The following is an 18,851-nucleotide window of genomic DNA, read 5'->3' as shown; positions in this document are numbered from 1 at the left end:
CCCGGCTACACGGGTGCCGTGCGGGCGCCGATCGCCGTTCCGGTCGGCGGGAGTTCGGTGACCGGGAGTTCCAGGGTGAATTCCGTGCGGCCCGGGACGCTGTCCACGCCGAGGCGGCCGCCGTGGGCCGTGGTGATGGCCGAGGCGATCGCGAGGCCCAGGCCCGAGCCGCCCTCCAGGACGCCGGCGCGGGTGCGGGAGGTGTCGGCCCGGGTGAAGCGTTCGAAGACGGTCGGGAGAAGGGCGGGCGGGATGCCGGGGCCGTCGTCGCGGACCCGGATCACACAGGTGGTCGGGGTGACTTCGACCGTGGCGGTCACGGTGGTCCCGACGGGGGTGTGGACCCGCGCGTTGGCCAGCAGGTTGGCCACCACCTGGTGCAGGCGGGCCTCGTCGCCGAGCACCAGCGACGGGCTGTCGAGTCCGAGTTCGAGCTGCCAGACGTGCCCGGCGCCGGCCGCCCGCGCGTCCCACACGGCCTCCGCGACCAGTGCGGCCATGTCCACCTCGGCGGACTGCAGCGGACGGCCCTCGTCGAGGCGGGCCAGCAGCAGCAGGTCCTCCACCAGGCTGCGCATCCGGGCCGACTCGGCGTTGACCCGGCGCCAGGCCAGGCCGGGTTCGATACGGTCCGTGCCGCGGTTCATCAGCTCGGCGTAGCCGGCGATCGAGGCGAGCGGGGTGCGCAGTTCGTGGCTGGCGTCGGCGAGGAAGCGGCGCATGCGCTCCTCGCTGCGGCGCACCTGTTCCTCGCTGCGCTGGCGTTCCGCCAGCGACGCCTCGACATGGTCGATCATGCGGTTGAGGGCGGCGCCGACCTGCCCGGCCTCGCTGCCGGGGTCGGTGTCCCGCTCGGGCACCCGGGTCAGGCCGGTCACCTGGCCCCGGCCAAGCGGTGCGTGGGAGACCTCGACGGCGGTGGCGGCGACCCGGCCGAGGGGGCGCAGCTGTCGTCGTATCACCACCGCGCAGACGCAGCCCGCGATCGTGAGGCCGACGCCGGCGACCACGGTCTCGACCTCCACCAGGCCGCTGATGGTGTCCAGGACGTTGTCCATGGGGAGCCCGGCCAGGACGCGGACACCGCTCGCGTTCAGGGCGGTGACCCGGTAGGTGCCCAGGCCGGGGACCTGGCGGGTGTGGGTGGAACCGTCCTGTGCGAGGCCTTCGAGGGCGTTGGTCTGGGCTGTGCTGAGGGAGCGCGGGGGTGCGTCCTGGCTGACGACGGCCGCGTTGATGATGTCGCCCTTGGCGTCCAGGCGGGCGGCGAGCATGCCGGCCGGGTGGCCGCTCTCGTTGAGGAAGGTCAGGTCGCGGGTGAGATCCGGGTGCAGGGCGGCGCCGCCGACGCCGCGCTCGGCCGCGTCGCTCACCTGGTTGTCCAGGTTGCCCATGAGATAGGCGCGTTGGGCGAACACCGTGGTCAGGGCCATCGCGGCGCACACGCAGACGAGGACGGCGGTGATGAAGACGAGCAGTCGCGTGCGCAGCGAGCGGCTCTGCAGCCGGGCGGTCATCTGCTCTCCTCCACGGGCCGGACGACGTAGCCCATGCCGCGCACGGTGTGGATCATCGGGGCCCGCCCACGGTCGATCTTGCGCCGCAGGCTGGAGATGTAGACCTCGACGAGGTTGCCGCCCCCGTCGAAGGAGGTGCTCCAGACGTGGTCGAGGATCTGGGCCTTGCTGAGCACCTGGCGCGGATGGTCCAGGAGCAGGCTGAGCAGGTCGAACTCCTTGGCGGTGAGCTTGATCGGGGTGCCGGCCCGCTGCACCTCGCGGGACTCGCCGGTGAGCACCAGGTCGCCGAGGACCCGTACCGAGTCGTCGGCGGGCGGCTGTTCGGTGCCGGCCCGGCGCAGGAGTCCGCGCAGCCGCAGCACGACCTCCTCCAGGGAGAAGGGCTTGGTGACGTAGTCGTCGGCCCCGGCCTCCAGGCCGTCGATACGGTGTTCGATGGCATCGCGGGCGGTGAGCATCAGGACGGGGAGCCTCGGCATCTCGTAGCGGAGTCTGCGCAGCACCTGCAGGCCGTCGAGGTCGGGCAGCATCCCGTCGAGCACCACCGCGTGCGGGGCGCAGCCGCGGGCCAGCCGCAGTGCCGTCTGCCCGTCGAGCGCGGGGTAGGGCCGCCAGCCCGCGTCGGCGACGGCGGCGGCGAGCAACTCGGTGAGACCGGGCTCGTCGTCGACGATCAGGACGCGGACCCGGCCGGTTCGGACCCCTGCGGTGGCAGACATGTAGCAAGTCTGTGCCGGTTCGCTGAGGGAATGCTGTGTTCCCACTGAGCCGAAGCCGTGGGACGGGACGGGTGCGGGGCCGGAACGCGGACGCCAGGACCGGGGGCGGCCGGTCGCGGACGCCAGGACCGGGGGCGCCGGACGCGGACGCCAGGACCGGGGGCGCCGGACGCGGTGTGTGTGCCAACTCCCTTGGCCGAAGCGGGCATTGGCACGCTCCGGCCACCGTGATCCCTTGAGCCACCGCCGACCCGGCGCCCACTCTGATCTCTGGCTTCCGCTTACCGGGCGGAAGCGTCTCCACGTTCAGGGGAGGACGTCCACCCATGCGAAGACTCCACGCCCTGTGGGCCGTGGCAGGAGCGGCCGGACTGCTCGCGGGGGCGATCACGCCCGCGACAGCCGCTCCGGGGTCCCCGGTCACCACACCCGTCACAGCCCTCGCCGGTCCGAGCACCACCGCCGCGCCGCAGACCGTCACTCTCATCACCGGCGACACCGTGACCCTCACCGTCGGACCGGACGGCAAGAACGCCGTCGACGTCCGGCGTGGCAAGGGCCGCGAGGCCGCCACCTTCCTGTCGAGCGAGAAGGACGGCGAGATCAGCGTCCTGCCGGCGGACGCCATCCCGCTGATCAAGGCGGGCCGCCTCGACCCGGCCCTGTTCAACGTCTCCCAGCTGGTCGCACAGGGGTACACGGACGCGAAGACCGGCAGCACCCCGGTCATCGCGACGTACGGCAAGGGCGCCGAGACCCCCGAGGGTGCGCGCCGGACGCTGGCACTGCCCGGGATCGACGGCGCGGCGCTCAGTGCGAGGAAGTCGAGCGCGTTCTGGTCGGACATCGCACCGCCGCTCGGCACCGCGCCCACCGCGAAGGCCGCGAAGCAGCTCGGTGACGGCATCGACAAGATCTGGCTGGACGCCAAGGTGAAGGCGTCCCTCGACGTGAGCGTGCCGCAGATCGGCGCGCCCGAGGTGTGGAAGGCCGGATACGACGGCGCGGGCGTCGAGGTCGCGGTCCTGGACACGGGCGTGGACCTCGGGCACCCGGACCTGGCCGGGAAGATCGCGGACTCGGAGAGCTTCGTACCGGACGAGACCGTGCAGGACGGCTTCGGCCACGGCACCCACGTGGCGTCCACGATCGTCGGCTCGGGCGCTGCCTCGGGCGGCCGGTACAAGGGAGTGGCCCCGGGCGCCCGGCTGCTGGTCGGCAAGGTGCTGGACAACACGGGCAGCGGTCAGTCCTCCTGGATCATCGCGGGCATGGAGTGGGCGGCGCACTCCGGCGCGAAGATCGTCTCGATGTCCCTGGGCGGTACGGCGTCCGGCCCCTCGGACGTGCTCAGCGAGACCGTCGACGACCTGTCCGCGGCCACCGGCACGCTGTTCGTGATCGCGGCGGGCAACGCGGGTCCCGGCGAGCAGACCGTGGGCACGCCGGGCATCGCCGACTCGGCGCTGACGGTGGGCGCGGTCGACAAGTCGGACAACTTGGCCTCGTTCTCCAGCCGGGGTCCGCGCATCGGCGACTACGCGGTCAAGCCGGAGATCACCGCGCCGGGCGTGAACATCACGGCGGCCCGCTCCGCCGGCACCAACATGCCCGGCAGTACGCCGGTCGACGACTACTACACGACGGCGAGCGGTACGTCGATGGCGACCCCGCATGTCGCGGGCACGGCGGCGCTGGTCGCCGAGGCGCATCCGGACTGGACGGGCGAGCAGATCAAGGAGGCCCTGGCCAGTACGGCGAAGACGAACACCGTCAACTCCGTGTTCGAGCAGGGCGACGGGCGGGTCGACGCGGTGCGGGCGGTCGAGCAGGGTGTCTTCGCGACCTCGGCGCTGAGCTTCGGCAAGTTCGAGGACGGCGACAACGGTGTCGTCACCAAGGGCATCACGTACACCAACACCACTGACAGTCCGGTGGAGTTGAAGCTCTCGTCGTCACTGGCAGACCTCGCTCTGAGCGCGGACACCCTGACCGTGCCCGCGCGGGGCACCGCCGGCGTCTCCGTCGGCGTCGACCCGGCGCAGGAGGCCGTGGGCCGGTACACAGGCCATGTCACGGCGACCGCCGACGGCGGCGTCCAGGTCACCACGGGCGTCGGTTTCGAGAAGTCGCCGAAGACGTACAACCTCAAGGTGTCGCTCGTGGACCGCGAGGGCAACCCGTCCGCCGGGGCGTCGCTCTACACGCTCCAGGAGCTGAACGGCGCCTACCCCAACGAGTACGGCTTCCTCGGCACCGGCTGGACCTGGCAGGTACCGGCTGGCACCTACTCGATCGCGACCTGGATCCCGGACCGGGACGCGGGCGGGCTGGCCGTGGGCACGTCGATCGTCGGCAACCCGGAGATCAAGGTCGACGGGGACACCGCGGTGGTGCTCGACGCCCGCAAGGCGGTGGAGATCAAACCGAAGACCAAGGAGGACTCCGAGTTCCAGGGCTTCAGCACCAACTGGTACCGCACCGGGCCGGCCGGTTCCTGGGGTCTCACCTACAGCCAGGGCTTCTGGACCGACCACGTCTACGTGGCGCCGACCCAGCAGGTCACCGAAGGCACCCTGGACTTCTACGCCAAGTTCCGCCTGTACGCGAAGGACTTGACGGCGAGCGTCACCGGTCCGCAGAAGACGGATCTGTCCTCGCTCTACTACTGCCAGACGTACGAGGACTTCCCGTTGAAGATCAGCGGTGAGCACACGGTCCAGGCGGTGGACGCGGGCGGCGGTACCGAGGCCGACTTCGCGGGGCTCGACGTCAAGGGCAAGGTGGCGGTGGTCGCGCTCGGCGCCACCGAGCGGGCGCAGTCCGCGCTCGACAACGCGACCAAGGCCGGGGCGGGTTACCTGATCGCCTACCGCAAGACCCCCGGCTTCTGGATCGAGGCGGTGGACCGGGCGACCACCGTCCCGCTGATGATCGCCACCGGCGAGCAGGGCGCCGCGCTCGGCAGCCTGCTGAAGACCGGCAAGAAGGTCACCCTGAAGCTGAACGGCACACCGACCAGCCCCTACGTCTACAACCTGCTCGCCGCGCAGAGCGGCGCCATCACCGCGAACCAGACCTACCGCCTGGACAAGTCCAACACCGTGAAGCGGAAGGTCCGTTACTACGGTGCCACGGCCGGCGACATGGCCGCGGACACCCTGTACACCTTCCGGCCCTGGCAGCGCTTCGGCATCGAGACCAGTGTGCCGACGCAGTTGGGCACGGAGCGCGACGAGTACTACTACGTCGACCCGGACACCCGTACCTGGCACGTCGTCTATCCGAAGTGGGACACGCTCAAGGGCGAGTGGAGCCCGCTGCGCACCTTCACCGAGCCGGGAACCGACCCCGCCGAGGACTGGCTGCGCCAGGTCGTCCGGCCGGGCAGCAGCACGGAGTACGGGCTCTCCGCGCGCGACGGAGACAAACTCACCTTCAGGATCCCGGAGTTGGCCGACCCGACGCCGGGCCACTACGGAGCGATCGACGGCATCGACAACACCGCGCAGGGCGCGCTCTACGCGGACGGGCAACTGGTCGGCGACTCCACCCTCGGCGGGTACGGCACCTTCGATGTGGCGGCGGACAAGACCGCGTACCGCTTCGAACTGGACGTACAGCGCAGGGCGGAGTGGGCCAGGTACTCGACGAGCACGCACACCGAGTGGACCTTCTCCTCGGCGCACACCGACGCCAAGACGGCGCTGCCGCTGCTCACCGTCGGCATCAGCCCGAAGGGCCTCGACCTGCTCAACCGGGCCGACCGCGGGCACACGGTGAAGATCGCGCTGCCGGTCGCGAACCAGCTGGGGAGCGTGCGGGCGAGCAGTCTGCAGGCCTGGGTCTCCTACGACGACGGTACGTCCTGGAAGGAAGTGAAGGTCAGGAACGGCACGGCGCGGTTCAGGCCGGAGAAGGGTGCCGAGACGGTGTCGCTGCGGGTGCGGGCCGCGGACCGGGACGGCAACGGGATCGACCAGACCGTGCTGCGGGCGTTCGGCCTGAAGTGAAGCAACGCCCCGACGAGCCACAGTAAGGATTCTTAACAAAGACCCTCTACCGTGGCGGGCCATGGTGAACAGGGCACAAGATCCTGCAAGACAGACCCCTGCTGCGAGCCCCTGGGCCGCGGTGGGGGTCTCCGCCTTCGACGAGGTGGTGTACCAGTCGATTCTGCATCAGCCGGACGCCGGCGCGGCCGGCTGGGCGCTGCTGACCAGGGCGACCCCGGCCCAGCTGCGCGAGGCCTGCAACCGGCTGCTCGCCCTTGGGCTGCTGCAACCGCCGGACTCCATGGGCGGGTTACGCGCGGTCGACCCGCGGGTGGCGATCCGTGCGCTGATCCGGCGGCGCGAGACGGAGTCCGAACTGCTGGCCGCCACCGCCGAGGAGATGGCCACGGCGTACGAGGCCGGGCTGCTGCGCGAGGAGCCGTCCCGGCTGATCGAGGTCGCCTCCGGCGAGGGCGCCATCGCGGCCCGCCTGGAGGAGATGTACGCCCGCGCCGAGCACGAGGTGTGCCTCTTCGACACTCCGCCGTACCTCGCCCCGCCCGCACCGCAGGCGGACCTCCAGGCCGATCTGCTGAAGCGCGGGATCGTCTCCCGCGGCCTCTACGCGGCGAGCGACCTGGAGGATCCGAACGCTCTGTCCCGCGCCTGGCGGATGGTGGAACTCGGCGAGCAGGCCCGGGTGTTGCCGTCCGTGCCGCTCAAGCTGCTGGTGGTCGACGGACGCCGGGCGATGCTCCCGCTGACCTCGTCCGCGGCGGGCGGCTACTGCGCCGTCGTCGTCTGGCACTCGGCGGTCACCGAGGCTCTGCAGAAGCTCTTCGAACTGGCCTGGCAGCAGGCGACCCCGCTCGGCCGGCCCGAAGTGGGCGGCGAACTCTCCGAGGACGAGCAGACGTTGACGCGGCTGCTGGCGGCCGGGATGAAGGACGAGGCGGTGGCCCGTCACCTGGGGGTGAGTCTGCGAACACTGCGGCGACGGGTGAGCGACCTGCAGGAACGGCTCGGGGCGACGAGCCGGTTCCAGCTCGGCCTGCGGGCCGCTCAGCGCGGCTGGCTGTAGCGGAACGGGGCGGGCCGCACCCCCGTCACCGGGGATGCGGCCCGCAACCGCCGTACCGGGTCCGCTACTTGCGGATCAGGCTGCGCAGCACGTACTGCATGATGCCGCCGTTGCGGTAGTAGTCGGCCTCACCGGGGGTGTCGATGCGGACGACCGCGTCGAACTCGACGCCCGTGTCGGTGGTGACCTTGACCGTGCGCGGGGTGGTGCCGTTGTTGAGCTCCTCGACGCCGGTGAAGGAGAAGGTCTCCTCGCCGGTCAGGCCGAGGGACTCGGCGGTGGCGCCCTCCGGGAACTGCAGCGGCAGCACGCCCATGCCGATCAGGTTCGAGCGGTGGATGCGCTCGTACGACTCGGCGATGACGGCCTTGACGCCGAGCAGCGCGGTGCCCTTGGCGGCCCAGTCACGGGACGAGCCGGAGCCGTACTCCTTGCCGGCCAGGACGACCAGCGGGATGCCCTGCTCGATGTAGTTGCGGGAGGCGTCGTAGATGAACGCCACCGGCGCCCCTCCTTCACCTTCGGCGGACCGGGTGAAGTCGCGGGTGTAACCGCCCTCGGTGCCCGGCGCGATCTGGTTGCGCAGGCGGATGTTGGCGAACGTGCCGCGGATCATGACCTCGTGGTTGCCTCGGCGCGAGCCGTAGCTGTTGAAGTCACGACGCTCCACACCGTGCTCGGTGAGGTACTTGCCGGCCGGGGTGTCGGCCTTGATGGCACCGGCCGGGGAGATGTGGTCCGTCGTCACCGAGTCGCCGAGCTTGGCGAGGACGCGGGCGCCGGCGATGTCGGTGACCGGCGACGGCTCGTGCTGCATGCCCTCGAAGTACGGGGGCTTGCGGACGTAGGTCGACTGCGGGTCCCAGTCGAAGGTGTTGCCGGTCGGGATCGGCAGCGACTGCCACTGGGCGTCACCGGCGAAGACGTCGGCGTAGGACTTGTTGAACATGTCCTCGCCGATCGCGTTGGCGACGACCTCGTTGACCTCGGCCTCGGTCGGCCAGATGTCGGCCAGGTAGACCGGCTTGCCGTCCTGGTCGGTGCCGAGCGCGTCCTTGGTGATGTCCACCTTCATGGAGCCCGCGAGCGCGTAGGCGACCACCAGCGGCGGGGATGCCAGGTAGTTCATCTTGACGTCGGGGTTGATCCGGCCCTCGAAGTTCCGGTTGCCGGAGAGGACCGAGGTCACGGCCAGGTCGTGGTCGTTGACGGCCTTGGAGACCTCCTCCGGCAGCGGGCCGGAGTTGCCGATGCAGGTGGTGCAGCCGTAGCCGACCAGGTTGAAGCCGACCTTGTCGAGGTAGGGGGTCAGGCCCGCCTTCTCGAAGTAGTCGGTGACGACCTTGGAACCCGGGGCGAGGGTGGTCTTGACCCAGGGCTTGCGGGTCAGGCCCTTCTCGACCGCCTTCTTGGCCACCAGGGCGGCGGCGACCATGACGTACGGGTTCGAGGTGTTGGTGCAGGAGGTGATGGCCGCGACGGTGACCGCGCCGTGGTCGATCTCGTACGTCGAGCCGTCGGCGGCGGTGACGGTGACCGGGTTGGCCGGGACGCCGTTGATGGACGCCGGGGCGTCGGAGGCCGGGAAGGACTCCTTGCCCGCCTCGTCGGCGGTGTCCACGTAGTTGCGGACGTCCGTCTTGAACTGCTCGGCGGCGTTGGCGAGGACGATACGGTCCTGCGGGCGCTTCGGGCCGGCGATGGAGGGGACGACGGTGGCGAGGTCCAGCTCCAGCTTCTCGGAGAAGTCGGGCTCGGCCTTCGGGTCCAGCCAGAGGCCCTGCTCCTTGGCGTACGCCTCGACGAGCGCGACCTGCTGGGCGTCGCGGCCGGTCAGACGCAGGTAGTTCAGGGTCTCGTCGTCGATCGGGAAGATCGCGGCGGTGGAGCCGAACTCCGGCGACATGTTGCCGATGGTGGCGCGGTTGGCGAGGCTCGTGGCCGCCACACCCTCGCCGTAGAACTCGACGAACTTGCCGACGACGCCGTGCTTGCGCAGCATCTCGGTGATGGTGAGGACGAGGTCCGTGGCGGTCGTGCCCGGCTTGAGCTCACCGGTCAGCTTGAAGCCGACGACGCGCGGGATGAGCATGGAGACCGGCTGGCCGAGCATCGCGGCCTCGGCCTCGATGCCGCCGACGCCCCAGCCGAGCACGCCGAGGCCGTTGACCATGGTGGTGTGCGAGTCGGTGCCGACCAGGGTGTCGGGGTAGGCCTGCCCGCCCCGCACCATGACCGTGCGGGCCAGGTGCTCGATGTTCACCTGGTGGACGATGCCGGTGCCCGGGGGGACGACCTTGAACTCGTCGAAGGCGGTCTGGCCCCAGCGCAGGAACTGGTAGCGCTCCTTGTTGCGGCCGTACTCCAGCTCGACGTTCTGCTTGAAGGCGTCGTTGGTGCCGAACTTGTCGGCGATGACGGAGTGGTCGATGACCAGCTCGGCCGGGGCCAGCGGGTTGATCTTGGCGGGGTCGCCGCCCAGCTCCTTCACGGCCTCACGCATGGTCGCGAGGTCCACGACACACGGGACGCCGGTGAAGTCCTGCATGATCACGCGGGCCGGCGTGAACTGGATCTCCTGGCTGGGCTGGGCCTGCGAGTCCCAGCCGCCGAGGGCTCGGATGTGGTCGGCGGTGATGTTCGCGCCGTCCTCCGTGCGGAGCAGGTTCTCCAGCAGCACCTTCAGGCTGTACGGAAGGCGAGCCGAGCCTTCCACCTTGTCCAGCCGGAAGATCTCGTACGACTCGTCGCCCACCTGCAGCGTGCTGCGGGCGTCGAAGCTGTTCGCCGACACGACAGTCTCCTTCATTGATGTGCGCGTACCACCGTCAATCGTGCCGCCACGCCGACTTGGCCGATCCAGTAAGGTCAGGCTAAGTTAGGCATGCCTTACCAGGGTGGCGGCTACGGTGCGCCTGGGCAGATATCTCGATGTCGAGATAACTCTAGTACACGGGCGCCGGTTGGTCATGCCCGGACCCGATGTGGCGTCTCGGCGAACCTGGGGCAGTCCCGGTCTTTCTGCGGCATCGGTGGCCGCGTCTCAGTCCTTCTCGGGCCTGCCGGGCGGTGTCTCAAGTCATTCCGAGGTGCCGCTGACGCGCCTTTCCCACGGTTGCTCTACCGCGTCGGTGATTGGTCGCGGGGGCCGGGACGGATGCGGCGGATTTCTGGGTGCGGCCGGTCGGGCCGGATGGTGTCCGGCGTGAGGGGCCGCTGTCCGTGCTGTGGTCGGTGCGGTTCGAGTCAGGGATGCCGACGCGGTCCTTTCCGTCGTATCGCGGGCAGCGGAACTGCACGGGCCGGTACTGGTCGGCGACGGCTGGAGGGCATGTTCCGTACGAGTCCCGGCTGGAACGTGATCACCTCATGCGTGGGATCTCGATCCCGAGGCACTCGGCATGGCTGCCCAGCCGTTCGGGTTGTCCTGGCCGGACGGCGAGCTGGGTCCGCTGACGCATACGCCGGACTTCTTCGCTCGGCGGGCCGATTCCCTCCGGGAAATCCGTGGCCGACGGCCTCGCCCTCGCCGCCGGCCTCCACCCCGAGATCGTCGCGCTCTCCGGCCTGCTCGCCTCCGACCACTGGGAGAGAACCGCCCTGCGGGACGGCGGCCTTGCCCCGTTCGTCGGCGGAGTCAGCTCCCGCGGCATCGGCGGAGTCAGCTCTCGCGGCATCGGCGTCGGACCCGACGACATCGACGCCCCCTCGTCAAGTGGGTCCGCGACCGCCTCACCCACTACGAATTCGCCCTCCACCACACCGGACGGGACACGCTCTCGCTGATCGAAAGCGGTTTGCGCACAGGGGCCGCGGTTGGATAGTCGTTGCGACCGGGCCCCTGCCACGAGGGTGAGGGCACGACAGCGAGAGGAGGGATAAGCCGATGATCCCCATGATCACCGCGCTTGCGTCCTCCCGGGGCGCGGACCGCGTCTGACCCCGGAGCGGACGGGCGCCTTCACCGGAGCGTGCCTGAACCGTGAAACAGAACGACCTGACCATGCGTCCCCTCAACGGACGCGAAGAACTCGACCTCTTCTCCCAACTGCCCTACGTCCTCAACGAGGAACTGGCAGACGACCTTGCCGTCGGCCGCCGCCGCCCGGAATGGATGTGGGTCGCCCTGCGCGGTGACCGCCTACTGGCCAGAGCCGCCTGGTGGAGTCGAGCCGGCAGCGACACACCCCTCATCCTGGATGTCCTCGACATCGACGACAACGCCGCGAATTCCGATCACAGGGACATCGGGGTGCGACTCCTGCGCACCGCGATGGCGGCCACCCTTCCGAACGGATCGCGTCCCCCTGAGTACAGCCGTTTCGTCCCGCCGGACTGGCGCGAGAACACGGTGACCAGACAAGCCGTCGAGGACCGCATGACGGTACTGGAGAGGACCGGTGCCCGGCTCTTCGTCGAACGACTGCGGCTGGAATGGCGCCCGGAATCACCGGTCCCCAAGCCCACCGAGCGCCTTGCGTTCCGCCCGATCCGCGATGCCAGAGAGCTCGTGGCCTTGATGACCTCGGTTCTGGACGGCACGCTGGACGCACATGGCCGTGACGACCTGACCCGGATGTCCGCCCAGGAGGCGGCCGTCAAGCACTACGAGGACGAGCTGGCACGCTACACAAGCCCGCGAGACTGGTGGCGGATCGCAACGCTGCCCGATGGAGAGCCGGTGGGGTTCGTCCTCCCGGCCCACAACGGCTACAACGCGATCATCGCCTACATCGCGGTCCTTCCCACGCACCGCGGCAACGGCTACATCGACGACCTTCTCGCCGAGGGCACCCGCATCCTTGCCGAGCAGGACGTCCCCCACATCCGCGCGTCCACAGACCTGGGCAACGTCCCGATGGCGAACGCCTTCCGACGCGCTGGATACGTCAATTTCGGGCGTGAGATCAATATGACCTGGAACTGATTGAGCACCGGGCGGGGGCGCCGCAGACGGCGCCCCCGCAAACACCCAGGCTGCCTCGGCCTTTCCGCCCCCTGGGACGGTCGGTACGACACCTGACGGCCGGCCCGGTCACGGGCGTACCCCTTCGGTCCCCAGGTCTCGACGATCAAGGCCCAGTGCATGGGGAACGCCCCGGATCCAGGCGGCCCGGCCCGGCTCTTCCGCGGCGACACGCTCCAGCACCTCGGTGAACCGCCGACGCTCACCCGAATCCATTCTGCCCAGTTCGTGGGCGATGTCCTCCAGGGTGCTCAACGCCGCATGCGCGTCATGCCCCACCTCGACGAGATCCTCCAGGGTCGCCACCGCCGTCAGGAGCGCCCTGACCACTTCGTCTCCCTGACCCACGGCTTCGCCCTCTTCGACACGAGTGATCACGACACGATGCTGCCATCCGTGCGGGCGCCCAGGACACCCTCAGCGCCAAAGCCTCACGACCGCTCACGCCGCTCGGTCGAACCCCATTCGACACCGTGGACGCCTCCGGTCGGGGCGCCGGACGCTGTCAATGATCCGCCACTTCGTGGACAAGTAGCCGCCGGTAGCCGTCAAGACCTTGTCACCTTCTTCCAGGCTGCCGTCGGCGGGAGCCCGCCCCTCTACGATCAACCCCACCCGAAATAATGGGGAGAACGAATGCACCGGATGTCGCAGAGCCCGTTCGGCCCTGCCGCAGAGCAGCGCTGCAACATGAAAGTCCATGCCGACTTATTGCCGCTCGGCGAACAGCCCACGGAACTGTCCAAGACGTTGACGATGCCGGAATCCGAGATTGCCGAGCCGAAGGCCCGGTTGGCAGCCGCAGAGGGAAAGCGAGACGGGATCACCGAGTTTCCGAGGGCCGCGGAGGAGGAGCGTGACGCAGCTCTGCGCGCTCATGACTCGGCGGCAGCCCGCCTGCAACCCCGCCGGAGCGACGGAGTCCCCCTGGGTGAAGCCGAGGCTCTCCGAGGGCAGTTGGATGCCCCCACGCTCCGCGGCGTCCTGGAACAGGCGAAGCAGTACTTCTCTCTGCTCGCGGTCACCGCCGATCCCGACGAGGCCAAGCGACTCGAGCACCATCAGAAGGCGCCGCACTGGAGGAAGCGTCTCGCAGCCGCCCTCGCAACCATCCAGGCGTACGCGGAGACCAAGAATCTGGCCAGGGCTCATGGCCGTGGGGCGGGCCCTGGCCTCGCCAACCTGAAGACGTACTGCGACAGCCATCCATTCCCTTTGCTCTCCCCGGCCAAGGTGATCCTGAGCGAGGGCAATTTCGCCAGCCGCAGCCCTCGCGGCAAAGCGGACAGGAAACTCCGAATCCCCGAAGTCATCCACCCGTCGGGACGCGTGGTGATGCTGGAACACATCCGCATCGGAGACGGCGCCCCGCCGGCACCCCGCCTGCATTACCTCGACGACACGGATCAAAGCGGCCTGGTCGTTGTCGGGTTCTTCGGTGAACACCTGACCAACGCGAGCACCAACTGACCGAAGGAAGCCGATCGAGGCCGGCAAGTGGACTCGGAGGGTGGTGCCGGCGCTCGACCCCACCGGCAATGGGCACCCGGGCGCCGGGGCGGTTGCAGACGGGCGCCGGTCGAACGCGCCGGTCTCGCGGTTTCCCTGATCGGTTCCGTACCGGCCACCGTGGCTGTCGCCACGTCCGACGCCGTCTCGCACAGGACGCCCCGCCGAGGTCGGGCTCGCCGTCGGCGGCAACCCCGGTCAACTCGACATCGCACGTTTCCCGGACGAGCCGCCCCCTGTCGCCGGGATCACGAAGAAGGCCAGTGGCGCCAGGATCGCCACACTCACGGCGAGGGCCAGAGCCCGTAGGCGGTGAGGTCGGCCAGGAGGCGGGCGACCGGGGCGGCGGCCCGTGCCGGGGAGCAGTCGGCGGCGATGGCGAGGACCGTGACCAGGTCCTGCTCGGTGTGCGGTTCGCGCAGCGCCTCCAGGAGCATGCGGGCCGCCTGGTGGACGTGGGCGGCGGTGAAGGCGGTGGCGTCGATCACCCGGGCGCCGCCGTCCGGCTCCGAATGGAGGTGCAGGGAACCCACAAGGCGGATCGTCGGCGTGTCGGAAATCATGCCAGAGCGTGTCAAGTCGGGCATCCGTCGAGACGAAGTCGAAGTGCACACCGGTCAGGCCGTTGCCCACCCCCAGATGGACGCCCGCGGCACCGTCGTTGAGCAGGCAGTTCAGACTCCAGTCCACCCGGTCGGCGGACAGCACGCCGGTGCCGATGGCGACCTCGGTGACCGCGCCCCGGTACCCGGGGCCGCTCGTCGCGTGGATGCCGTCGGCGAAAGGGCCGAAACCGTCGACGAACCGGTCGTCCTGGATCCTCACATGGAGCGGACAGGATTTCCGCATCTCCTCCGCCATTTCGGCGGCGGCCCTGAATCGGCCGACGCGGACGCCCGTCGATTCGCGGTGTCTGGCGACGAGTACGGAATCGATCCGCAACATTCCGGAAACCCTGAGGTCGGTGTCGACCCGGCCGGCCAGATCGGTCGGCGACATGGCCACCTCGAAGTAGTTTCCGATGGTGTAGTGCTCGTCCGGAAGAAGTCCGGGACGGGTACGGCTGGAAAGCTGGAGTTCTTCCGGAAGGCGGATGACGAGATCAGTTCCTGGTCCGGTCATGCACACTTCTCCGCGGGCCAGCAGAAGTTGGGAGACGATCCGGCGGTTCGCCGCGGCACAGCCCGGGATGTCGATCTCGGAGAACCTTTCCAGGCCGTATCTGGCGACCCGCGGATCGGCGGAGAAGGAGGCCAGTGGAATCCACAGCACACTGGATCCGGAAAAGATGTCGCGCAGGGCCCGGCGGGACGGCAGCCGGCCGTAGTCCAGCGGTACCGCGACCACTCACCGCGGTGCCGGCTCACGGCCGCCCAGCACGCCGTCGAACGTCGACGCCGGCGCCCCGTGCGCCGTCAGCCAGTCCGCGAGACCCGGCTCGCAGGTCAGGAAAACTCCTTCCTGACCTGCGAACACCACATCCAGGGCGGCCAGCGGCCCGTCACGCATCGGGCACCAGCGCGGCCAGGCAGGGACAGGTCGGGATGTCACCCAGTTGGCTCTTGCGGACCGAGGGCGCCTGTCGGCGTACGCCCCTTCCGGCAGCCGCGCCGGGCTCCGGCTTCCCGTCCGGAATCTTCAGGGCGCGGCCGTATGTGCCACCGTCCGCCGCCACGCCTTCCGCCACACAGATCCCTCGAGACATGTGCGATCCCCACTGTGTGCGGTGAAAGTGCGGGAATTCCCGGTGGCCGCTGCGGGCGCCCTTTCGACAGGGCACCGGCGGCGGGCTCCTACGCAATGGACCGCGAATCAGATTCCGTTGCAGATGATCGCGAGGAACGGCTTTTGGTTCTCACCTTCGGGCGTCAGGGCGGTCGTTCCCTGATCGACGTCGAGGGACCCGAGCGGGGTGATCTTCGGGACTCCCATATTTCCGACGGACTGGGTGGTCTCCATGGCCGTCTGGGGCATTTCTCGCACCTCCGACTTGAGCCGTGTGACACGTGCCGACGGGTGGCGCCGGGCATCACTCCAGCGTACGGAGGAAAGACCTCCGGACAACGGCCCGCGGAATTCCTGACCAAACGGTGGGAGCCGTCTTGACGTGCTCTCACCCCGCCCTCGCGCGAATCGGAACGACGGTCGACGGACCGAACAGCCGCGCCCGTTGACAGAGCATCACCCGAACGGACCCCCCAACGGGCGCCATCTCATATCTGAGATAACCTCGGCCTCATGGCAGACGACTACCTCGTACGCATCGGCAAGCTCATCCGTGACGCCCGGCAACACCGCGGCTGGACACAGACACAGCTCGCGGAGGCGCTCGGCACCAGTCAGAGCGCTGTCAACCGCATCGAGCGCGGCAACCAAAACATCAGCCTTGAGATGATCGCTCGAATCGGTGAAGCCCTGGACAGCGAGATCGTCTCACTGGGCTACGCGGGCCCGATGCATCTGCGGGTGGTGGGCGGCCGTCGGCTGTCCGGCGCGATCGACGTGAAGACCAGCAAGAACGCGTGCGTGGCCCTGCTGTGCGCCTCGCTGCTCAACAAGGGGCGCACGGTGCTGCGCCGGGTGGCCCGGATCGAGGAGGTGTACCGCCTGCTGGAGGTGCTCAACTCCATCGGCGTGCGCACCCGCTGGATCAACGACGGCGTCGACCTGGAGCTGGTCCCCCCGGCCGACCTCGACATGGCGTCGATCGACGCCGAGGCCGCCGTACGCACCCGCTCGATCATCATGTTCTTCGGTCCGCTGCTGCACCGCATGGACCACTTCAAGTTGCCGTACGCCGGTGGCTGCGACCTCGGGACGCGGACCATCGAGCCGCACATGATCGCGCTGCGCCGGTTCGGTCTGGACATCGCGGCGACCGAGGGGCAGTACCACGCGCAGGTCGACCGCGCGATCCGCCCCGACCGGCCGATCGTCCTGACCGAGCGCGGCGACACGGTGACCGAGAACGCGCTGCTGGCCGCGGCCCGCCACGACGGCGTGACGGTCATCCGCAACGCGTCCTCCAACTACATGGTCCAGGACCTCTGCTTCTTCCTGGAGGCGCTCGGCGTCAAGGTCGAGGGCATCGGCACCACGACCCTGACCGTGCACGGCGTCCCGAACATCGACGTGGACGTGGACTACTCGCCCTCCGAGGACCCGGTCGAGGCGATGAGCCTGCTGGCCGCGGCCGTCGTCACCGAGTCCGAGCTGACGGTCCGCCGTGTCCCCATCGAGTTCCTGGAGATCGAACTCGCCGTCCTGGAGGAGATGGGCCTCGACCACGACCGCAGCCCCGAGTACTTCGCGGACAACGGCCGTACCCGCCTGATCGACCTCACGGTCCGCCCCTCCAAGCTGGAGGCGCCGATCGACAAGATCCACCCGATGCCCTTCCCCGGCCTGAACATCGACAACGTCCCGTTCTTCGCCGCCATCGCGGCGGTCGCCCAGGGCAAGACCCTCATCCACGACTGGGTCTACGACAACCGCGCGATCTACCTCACCGACCTGAACCGCCTCGGCGGCCGCCTCCAGCTCCTCGACCCGCACCGCGTCCTGGTGGAGGGCCCGACCCGCTGGCGCGCCGCCGAGATGATGTGCCCGCCGGCCCTGCGCCCCGCCGTGGTCGTCCTGCTCGCCATGATGGCGGCCGAGGGCACGTCCGTGCTGCGCAACGTGTACGTCATCAACCGCGGCTACGAGGACCTCGCCGAACGCCTCAACACGATCGGGGCGCAGATCGAGATCTTCCGCGACATTTGATGTGCGGATGCCGCCGCACCCCGCCTGAACTGCGGCTTAGCCGGTCAAGGAGGGGTGCGGCGGCATCTGTGGGACTTCTCTGGGACTTTGGGCCCGCATGGGTGACCGTTCCACGAACGGGAATCTGTGAGCGGTGCGTGCCAGGCCGGTCAGAGGCCGTTGGTGAACAGCAGCTTGTTCGGGCCGTGGCCGCTGAGGTTCTCGATGACGTCCTTCGTGGACTTGTCGGAGAGGAAGCCGGCGACCTCGGCCGGGAGCGCGTTGGGGTGCTCGGCCTTGTAGAGGGCGGCAACCCCGGCGACGTGCGGCGCGGCCATCGAGGTGCCGTCGAGCGCGACGCTGCCGCCGCCCGGCTTCGCGGAGACGATGTCCTTGCCGGGGGCGTAGATGTCGAGGCACTCGCCCCAGTTGGAGAAGTCCGTCTCCTCGTCGAAGCGGTTGGTCGCGCCGACCGTCACCACCCGGGTGGCGGAGGCGGGCGAGATCCGGCATGCGTCGATGTTGGCGTTGCCCGCCGCGATGACGGGCAGGACGCCCTGGTCGGACACGGCCGTGGCGGCGTCGTTGACCGCGGCCACCCGGTCGCCGCCCAGGGAGGCGTTCAGGACGGCCGGCTGGTGCGCGTTGCGCGCCACCCACTCGAAGCCCGCGATGATCCCCGACCAGGCCCCCCGCGACTCACAGTTGAGGACCCGGACGCTGACCAGGTTCACCTTCCGCGCCACTCCGAAGGTGCTGCCGCCGATCGTGCCCGCGACGTGTGTGCCGTGGCCGTTGCAGTCCGCGGCGCCCCGGCCGTCGCCGATCGCGTCAAAGCCGGCCCGGGCGCGGCCCCCGAAGTCGGGGTGGGCGAAGTCGATGCCGGAGTCGATGACGTAGACGGTCACTCCCTCCCCGCTGCCGTGGGCGCTGAAGTTGTTGTCGAGTGGCAGGGCACGCTGGTCGATCCGGTCCAGCCCCCAGGAGTTGGCCGGCGACTTCGGCTGGCCCCCCTTGGAGCGCACCGGCGGGGCGCCGGCCCAGCCGTCCTCCTGCACGGACCGCACTCCGCGGGACGTGCGGACGGCCCTGAGCTGCCTCGGTGTGAGGGCCGTTGCGAACCCGTTGATCGCGTGGGTGTAGGTGAACTTCGGCTTCAGCCCGGCGGAGTGGGCGAAGTGCGTCGGGTCGAGGGACTTGCCGAGGGTGACGATGTAGTGGCCCGCAATGGCGTGTGTGGTCTTGAGCAGCGGGGCCGGGGACGGCTCCGGGGCCGAGGCGGAGGCCGTGCCGGCCGCCATGGGGCTCAGGGCG

General features: G+C 69.6%; 15 protein-coding genes. 7 read left to right on the top strand and 8 right to left on the bottom strand.

All coding sequences use genetic code 11. From position 1 onward, the window contains the following. Positions 1–5: 5 nt before the first annotated feature. Both ACFWPQ_RS36675 and ACFWPQ_RS36670 read right to left on the bottom strand, forming a co-directional pair. A complete protein-coding gene (locus ACFWPQ_RS36675) occupies positions 6–1,517 on the bottom strand; it encodes an ATP-binding protein (RefSeq protein ID WP_384044699.1) in 1,512 nt (503 codons plus the stop codon). Further along, positions 1,514–2,239 (bottom strand): response regulator transcription factor, encoded by a 726-nt coding sequence (locus tag ACFWPQ_RS36670; protein WP_384044696.1) that lies wholly within the window; start codon positions 2,237–2,239, stop codon positions 1,514–1,516. Before ACFWPQ_RS36670 ends, ACFWPQ_RS36675 begins: the two co-directional genes overlap by 4 nt. A 326-nt stretch (positions 2,240–2,565) precedes the next feature. On the opposite strand from ACFWPQ_RS36670, the gene ACFWPQ_RS36665 reads away from it, so the two are divergent. Further along, a complete protein-coding gene (locus ACFWPQ_RS36665; RefSeq protein WP_384044693.1) occupies positions 2,566–6,252 on the top strand; it encodes a S8 family serine peptidase in 3,687 nt (1,228 codons plus the stop codon). Positions 6,253–6,373: 121 nt separating this feature from the next. Then, the gene (locus ACFWPQ_RS36660; RefSeq protein ID WP_384044690.1) at positions 6,374–7,315 is read left to right on the top strand and encodes a LuxR family transcriptional regulator; all 942 of its coding nucleotides are present in this window, start codon (positions 6,374–6,376) and stop codon (positions 7,313–7,315) included. Positions 7,316–7,379: 64 nt separating this feature from the next. Here ACFWPQ_RS36660 and acnA read toward each other — a convergent pair whose 3' ends face one another. Further along, positions 7,380–10,109, bottom strand: a complete 2,730-nt coding sequence (acnA, locus tag ACFWPQ_RS36655) for an aconitate hydratase AcnA (protein WP_384044687.1) — start codon at positions 10,107–10,109, stop codon at positions 7,380–7,382. A gap of 713 nt (positions 10,110–10,822) precedes the next feature. Between acnA and ACFWPQ_RS36650 the strand changes: the two genes are divergently transcribed. After that, on the top strand, positions 10,823–11,101 hold the full coding sequence (locus tag ACFWPQ_RS36650; protein WP_384044684.1) for a hypothetical protein: 279 nt from the start codon (positions 10,823–10,825) through the stop codon (positions 11,099–11,101). Between the two features lie 217 nt (positions 11,102–11,318). After that, positions 11,319–12,242 carry a GNAT family N-acetyltransferase gene (locus ACFWPQ_RS36645; RefSeq protein WP_384044765.1) on the top strand — a complete coding sequence of 308 codons (924 nt, stop codon included), beginning with the start codon at positions 11,319–11,321 and terminating at the stop codon, positions 12,240–12,242. Positions 12,243–12,350: 108 nt separating this feature from the next. Here ACFWPQ_RS36645 and ACFWPQ_RS36640 read toward each other — a convergent pair whose 3' ends face one another. Then, positions 12,351–12,659 (bottom strand): hypothetical protein, encoded by a 309-nt coding sequence (locus ACFWPQ_RS36640; protein WP_384044681.1) that lies wholly within the window; start codon positions 12,657–12,659, stop codon positions 12,351–12,353. Positions 12,660–12,917: 258 nt separating this feature from the next. Here ACFWPQ_RS36640 and ACFWPQ_RS36635 point away from each other — a divergent pair, with 258 nt between their 5' ends. Further along, on the top strand, positions 12,918–13,751 hold the full coding sequence (locus ACFWPQ_RS36635; protein ID WP_384044678.1) for a hypothetical protein: 834 nt from the start codon (positions 12,918–12,920) through the stop codon (positions 13,749–13,751). Positions 13,752–14,074: 323 nt separating this feature from the next. Here ACFWPQ_RS36635 and ACFWPQ_RS36630 read toward each other — a convergent pair whose 3' ends face one another. Continuing rightward, positions 14,075–14,353 (bottom strand): hypothetical protein, encoded by a 279-nt coding sequence (locus ACFWPQ_RS36630; protein ID WP_384044675.1) that lies wholly within the window; start codon positions 14,351–14,353, stop codon positions 14,075–14,077. Positions 14,354–14,508: 155 nt separating this feature from the next. On the opposite strand from ACFWPQ_RS36630, the gene ACFWPQ_RS36625 reads away from it, so the two are divergent. Continuing rightward, positions 14,509–14,805 carry a hypothetical protein gene (locus ACFWPQ_RS36625; protein ID WP_384044672.1) on the top strand — a complete coding sequence of 99 codons (297 nt, stop codon included), beginning with the start codon at positions 14,509–14,511 and terminating at the stop codon, positions 14,803–14,805. 332 nt (positions 14,806–15,137) lie between these two features. On the opposite strand, the gene ACFWPQ_RS36620 is transcribed toward ACFWPQ_RS36625, so the two are convergent. Both ACFWPQ_RS36620 and ACFWPQ_RS36615 read right to left on the bottom strand, forming a co-directional pair. Continuing rightward, a complete protein-coding gene (locus ACFWPQ_RS36620; RefSeq protein WP_384044669.1) occupies positions 15,138–15,299 on the bottom strand; it encodes a hypothetical protein in 162 nt (53 codons plus the stop codon). A gap of 303 nt (positions 15,300–15,602) precedes the next feature. Next, entirely contained in the window at positions 15,603–15,764 is a 162-nt protein-coding gene (locus ACFWPQ_RS36615) for a hypothetical protein (protein ID WP_384044666.1), read from the bottom strand. Between the two features lie 264 nt (positions 15,765–16,028). Between ACFWPQ_RS36615 and ACFWPQ_RS36610 the strand changes: the two genes are divergently transcribed. Then, positions 16,029–17,558, top strand: a complete 1,530-nt coding sequence (locus tag ACFWPQ_RS36610; RefSeq protein ID WP_217547216.1) for a UDP-N-acetylglucosamine 1-carboxyvinyltransferase — start codon at positions 16,029–16,031, stop codon at positions 17,556–17,558. A 149-nt stretch (positions 17,559–17,707) separates the two neighbouring features. Here ACFWPQ_RS36610 and ACFWPQ_RS36605 read toward each other — a convergent pair whose 3' ends face one another. Next, positions 17,708–18,838, bottom strand: a complete 1,131-nt coding sequence (locus ACFWPQ_RS36605) for a S8 family peptidase (protein WP_384044762.1) — start codon at positions 18,836–18,838, stop codon at positions 17,708–17,710. Positions 18,839–18,851: the final 13 nt, after the last annotated feature.

It is taken from the genome of Streptomyces sp. NPDC058464, from assembly GCF_042721035.1.
In the GTDB taxonomy this organism is placed as follows: domain Bacteria; phylum Actinomycetota; class Actinomycetes; order Streptomycetales; family Streptomycetaceae; genus Streptomyces.
The sequence above is the reverse complement of the archived record's forward strand: the minus strand, read 5'-3'. Positions and strand labels throughout refer to the sequence as shown.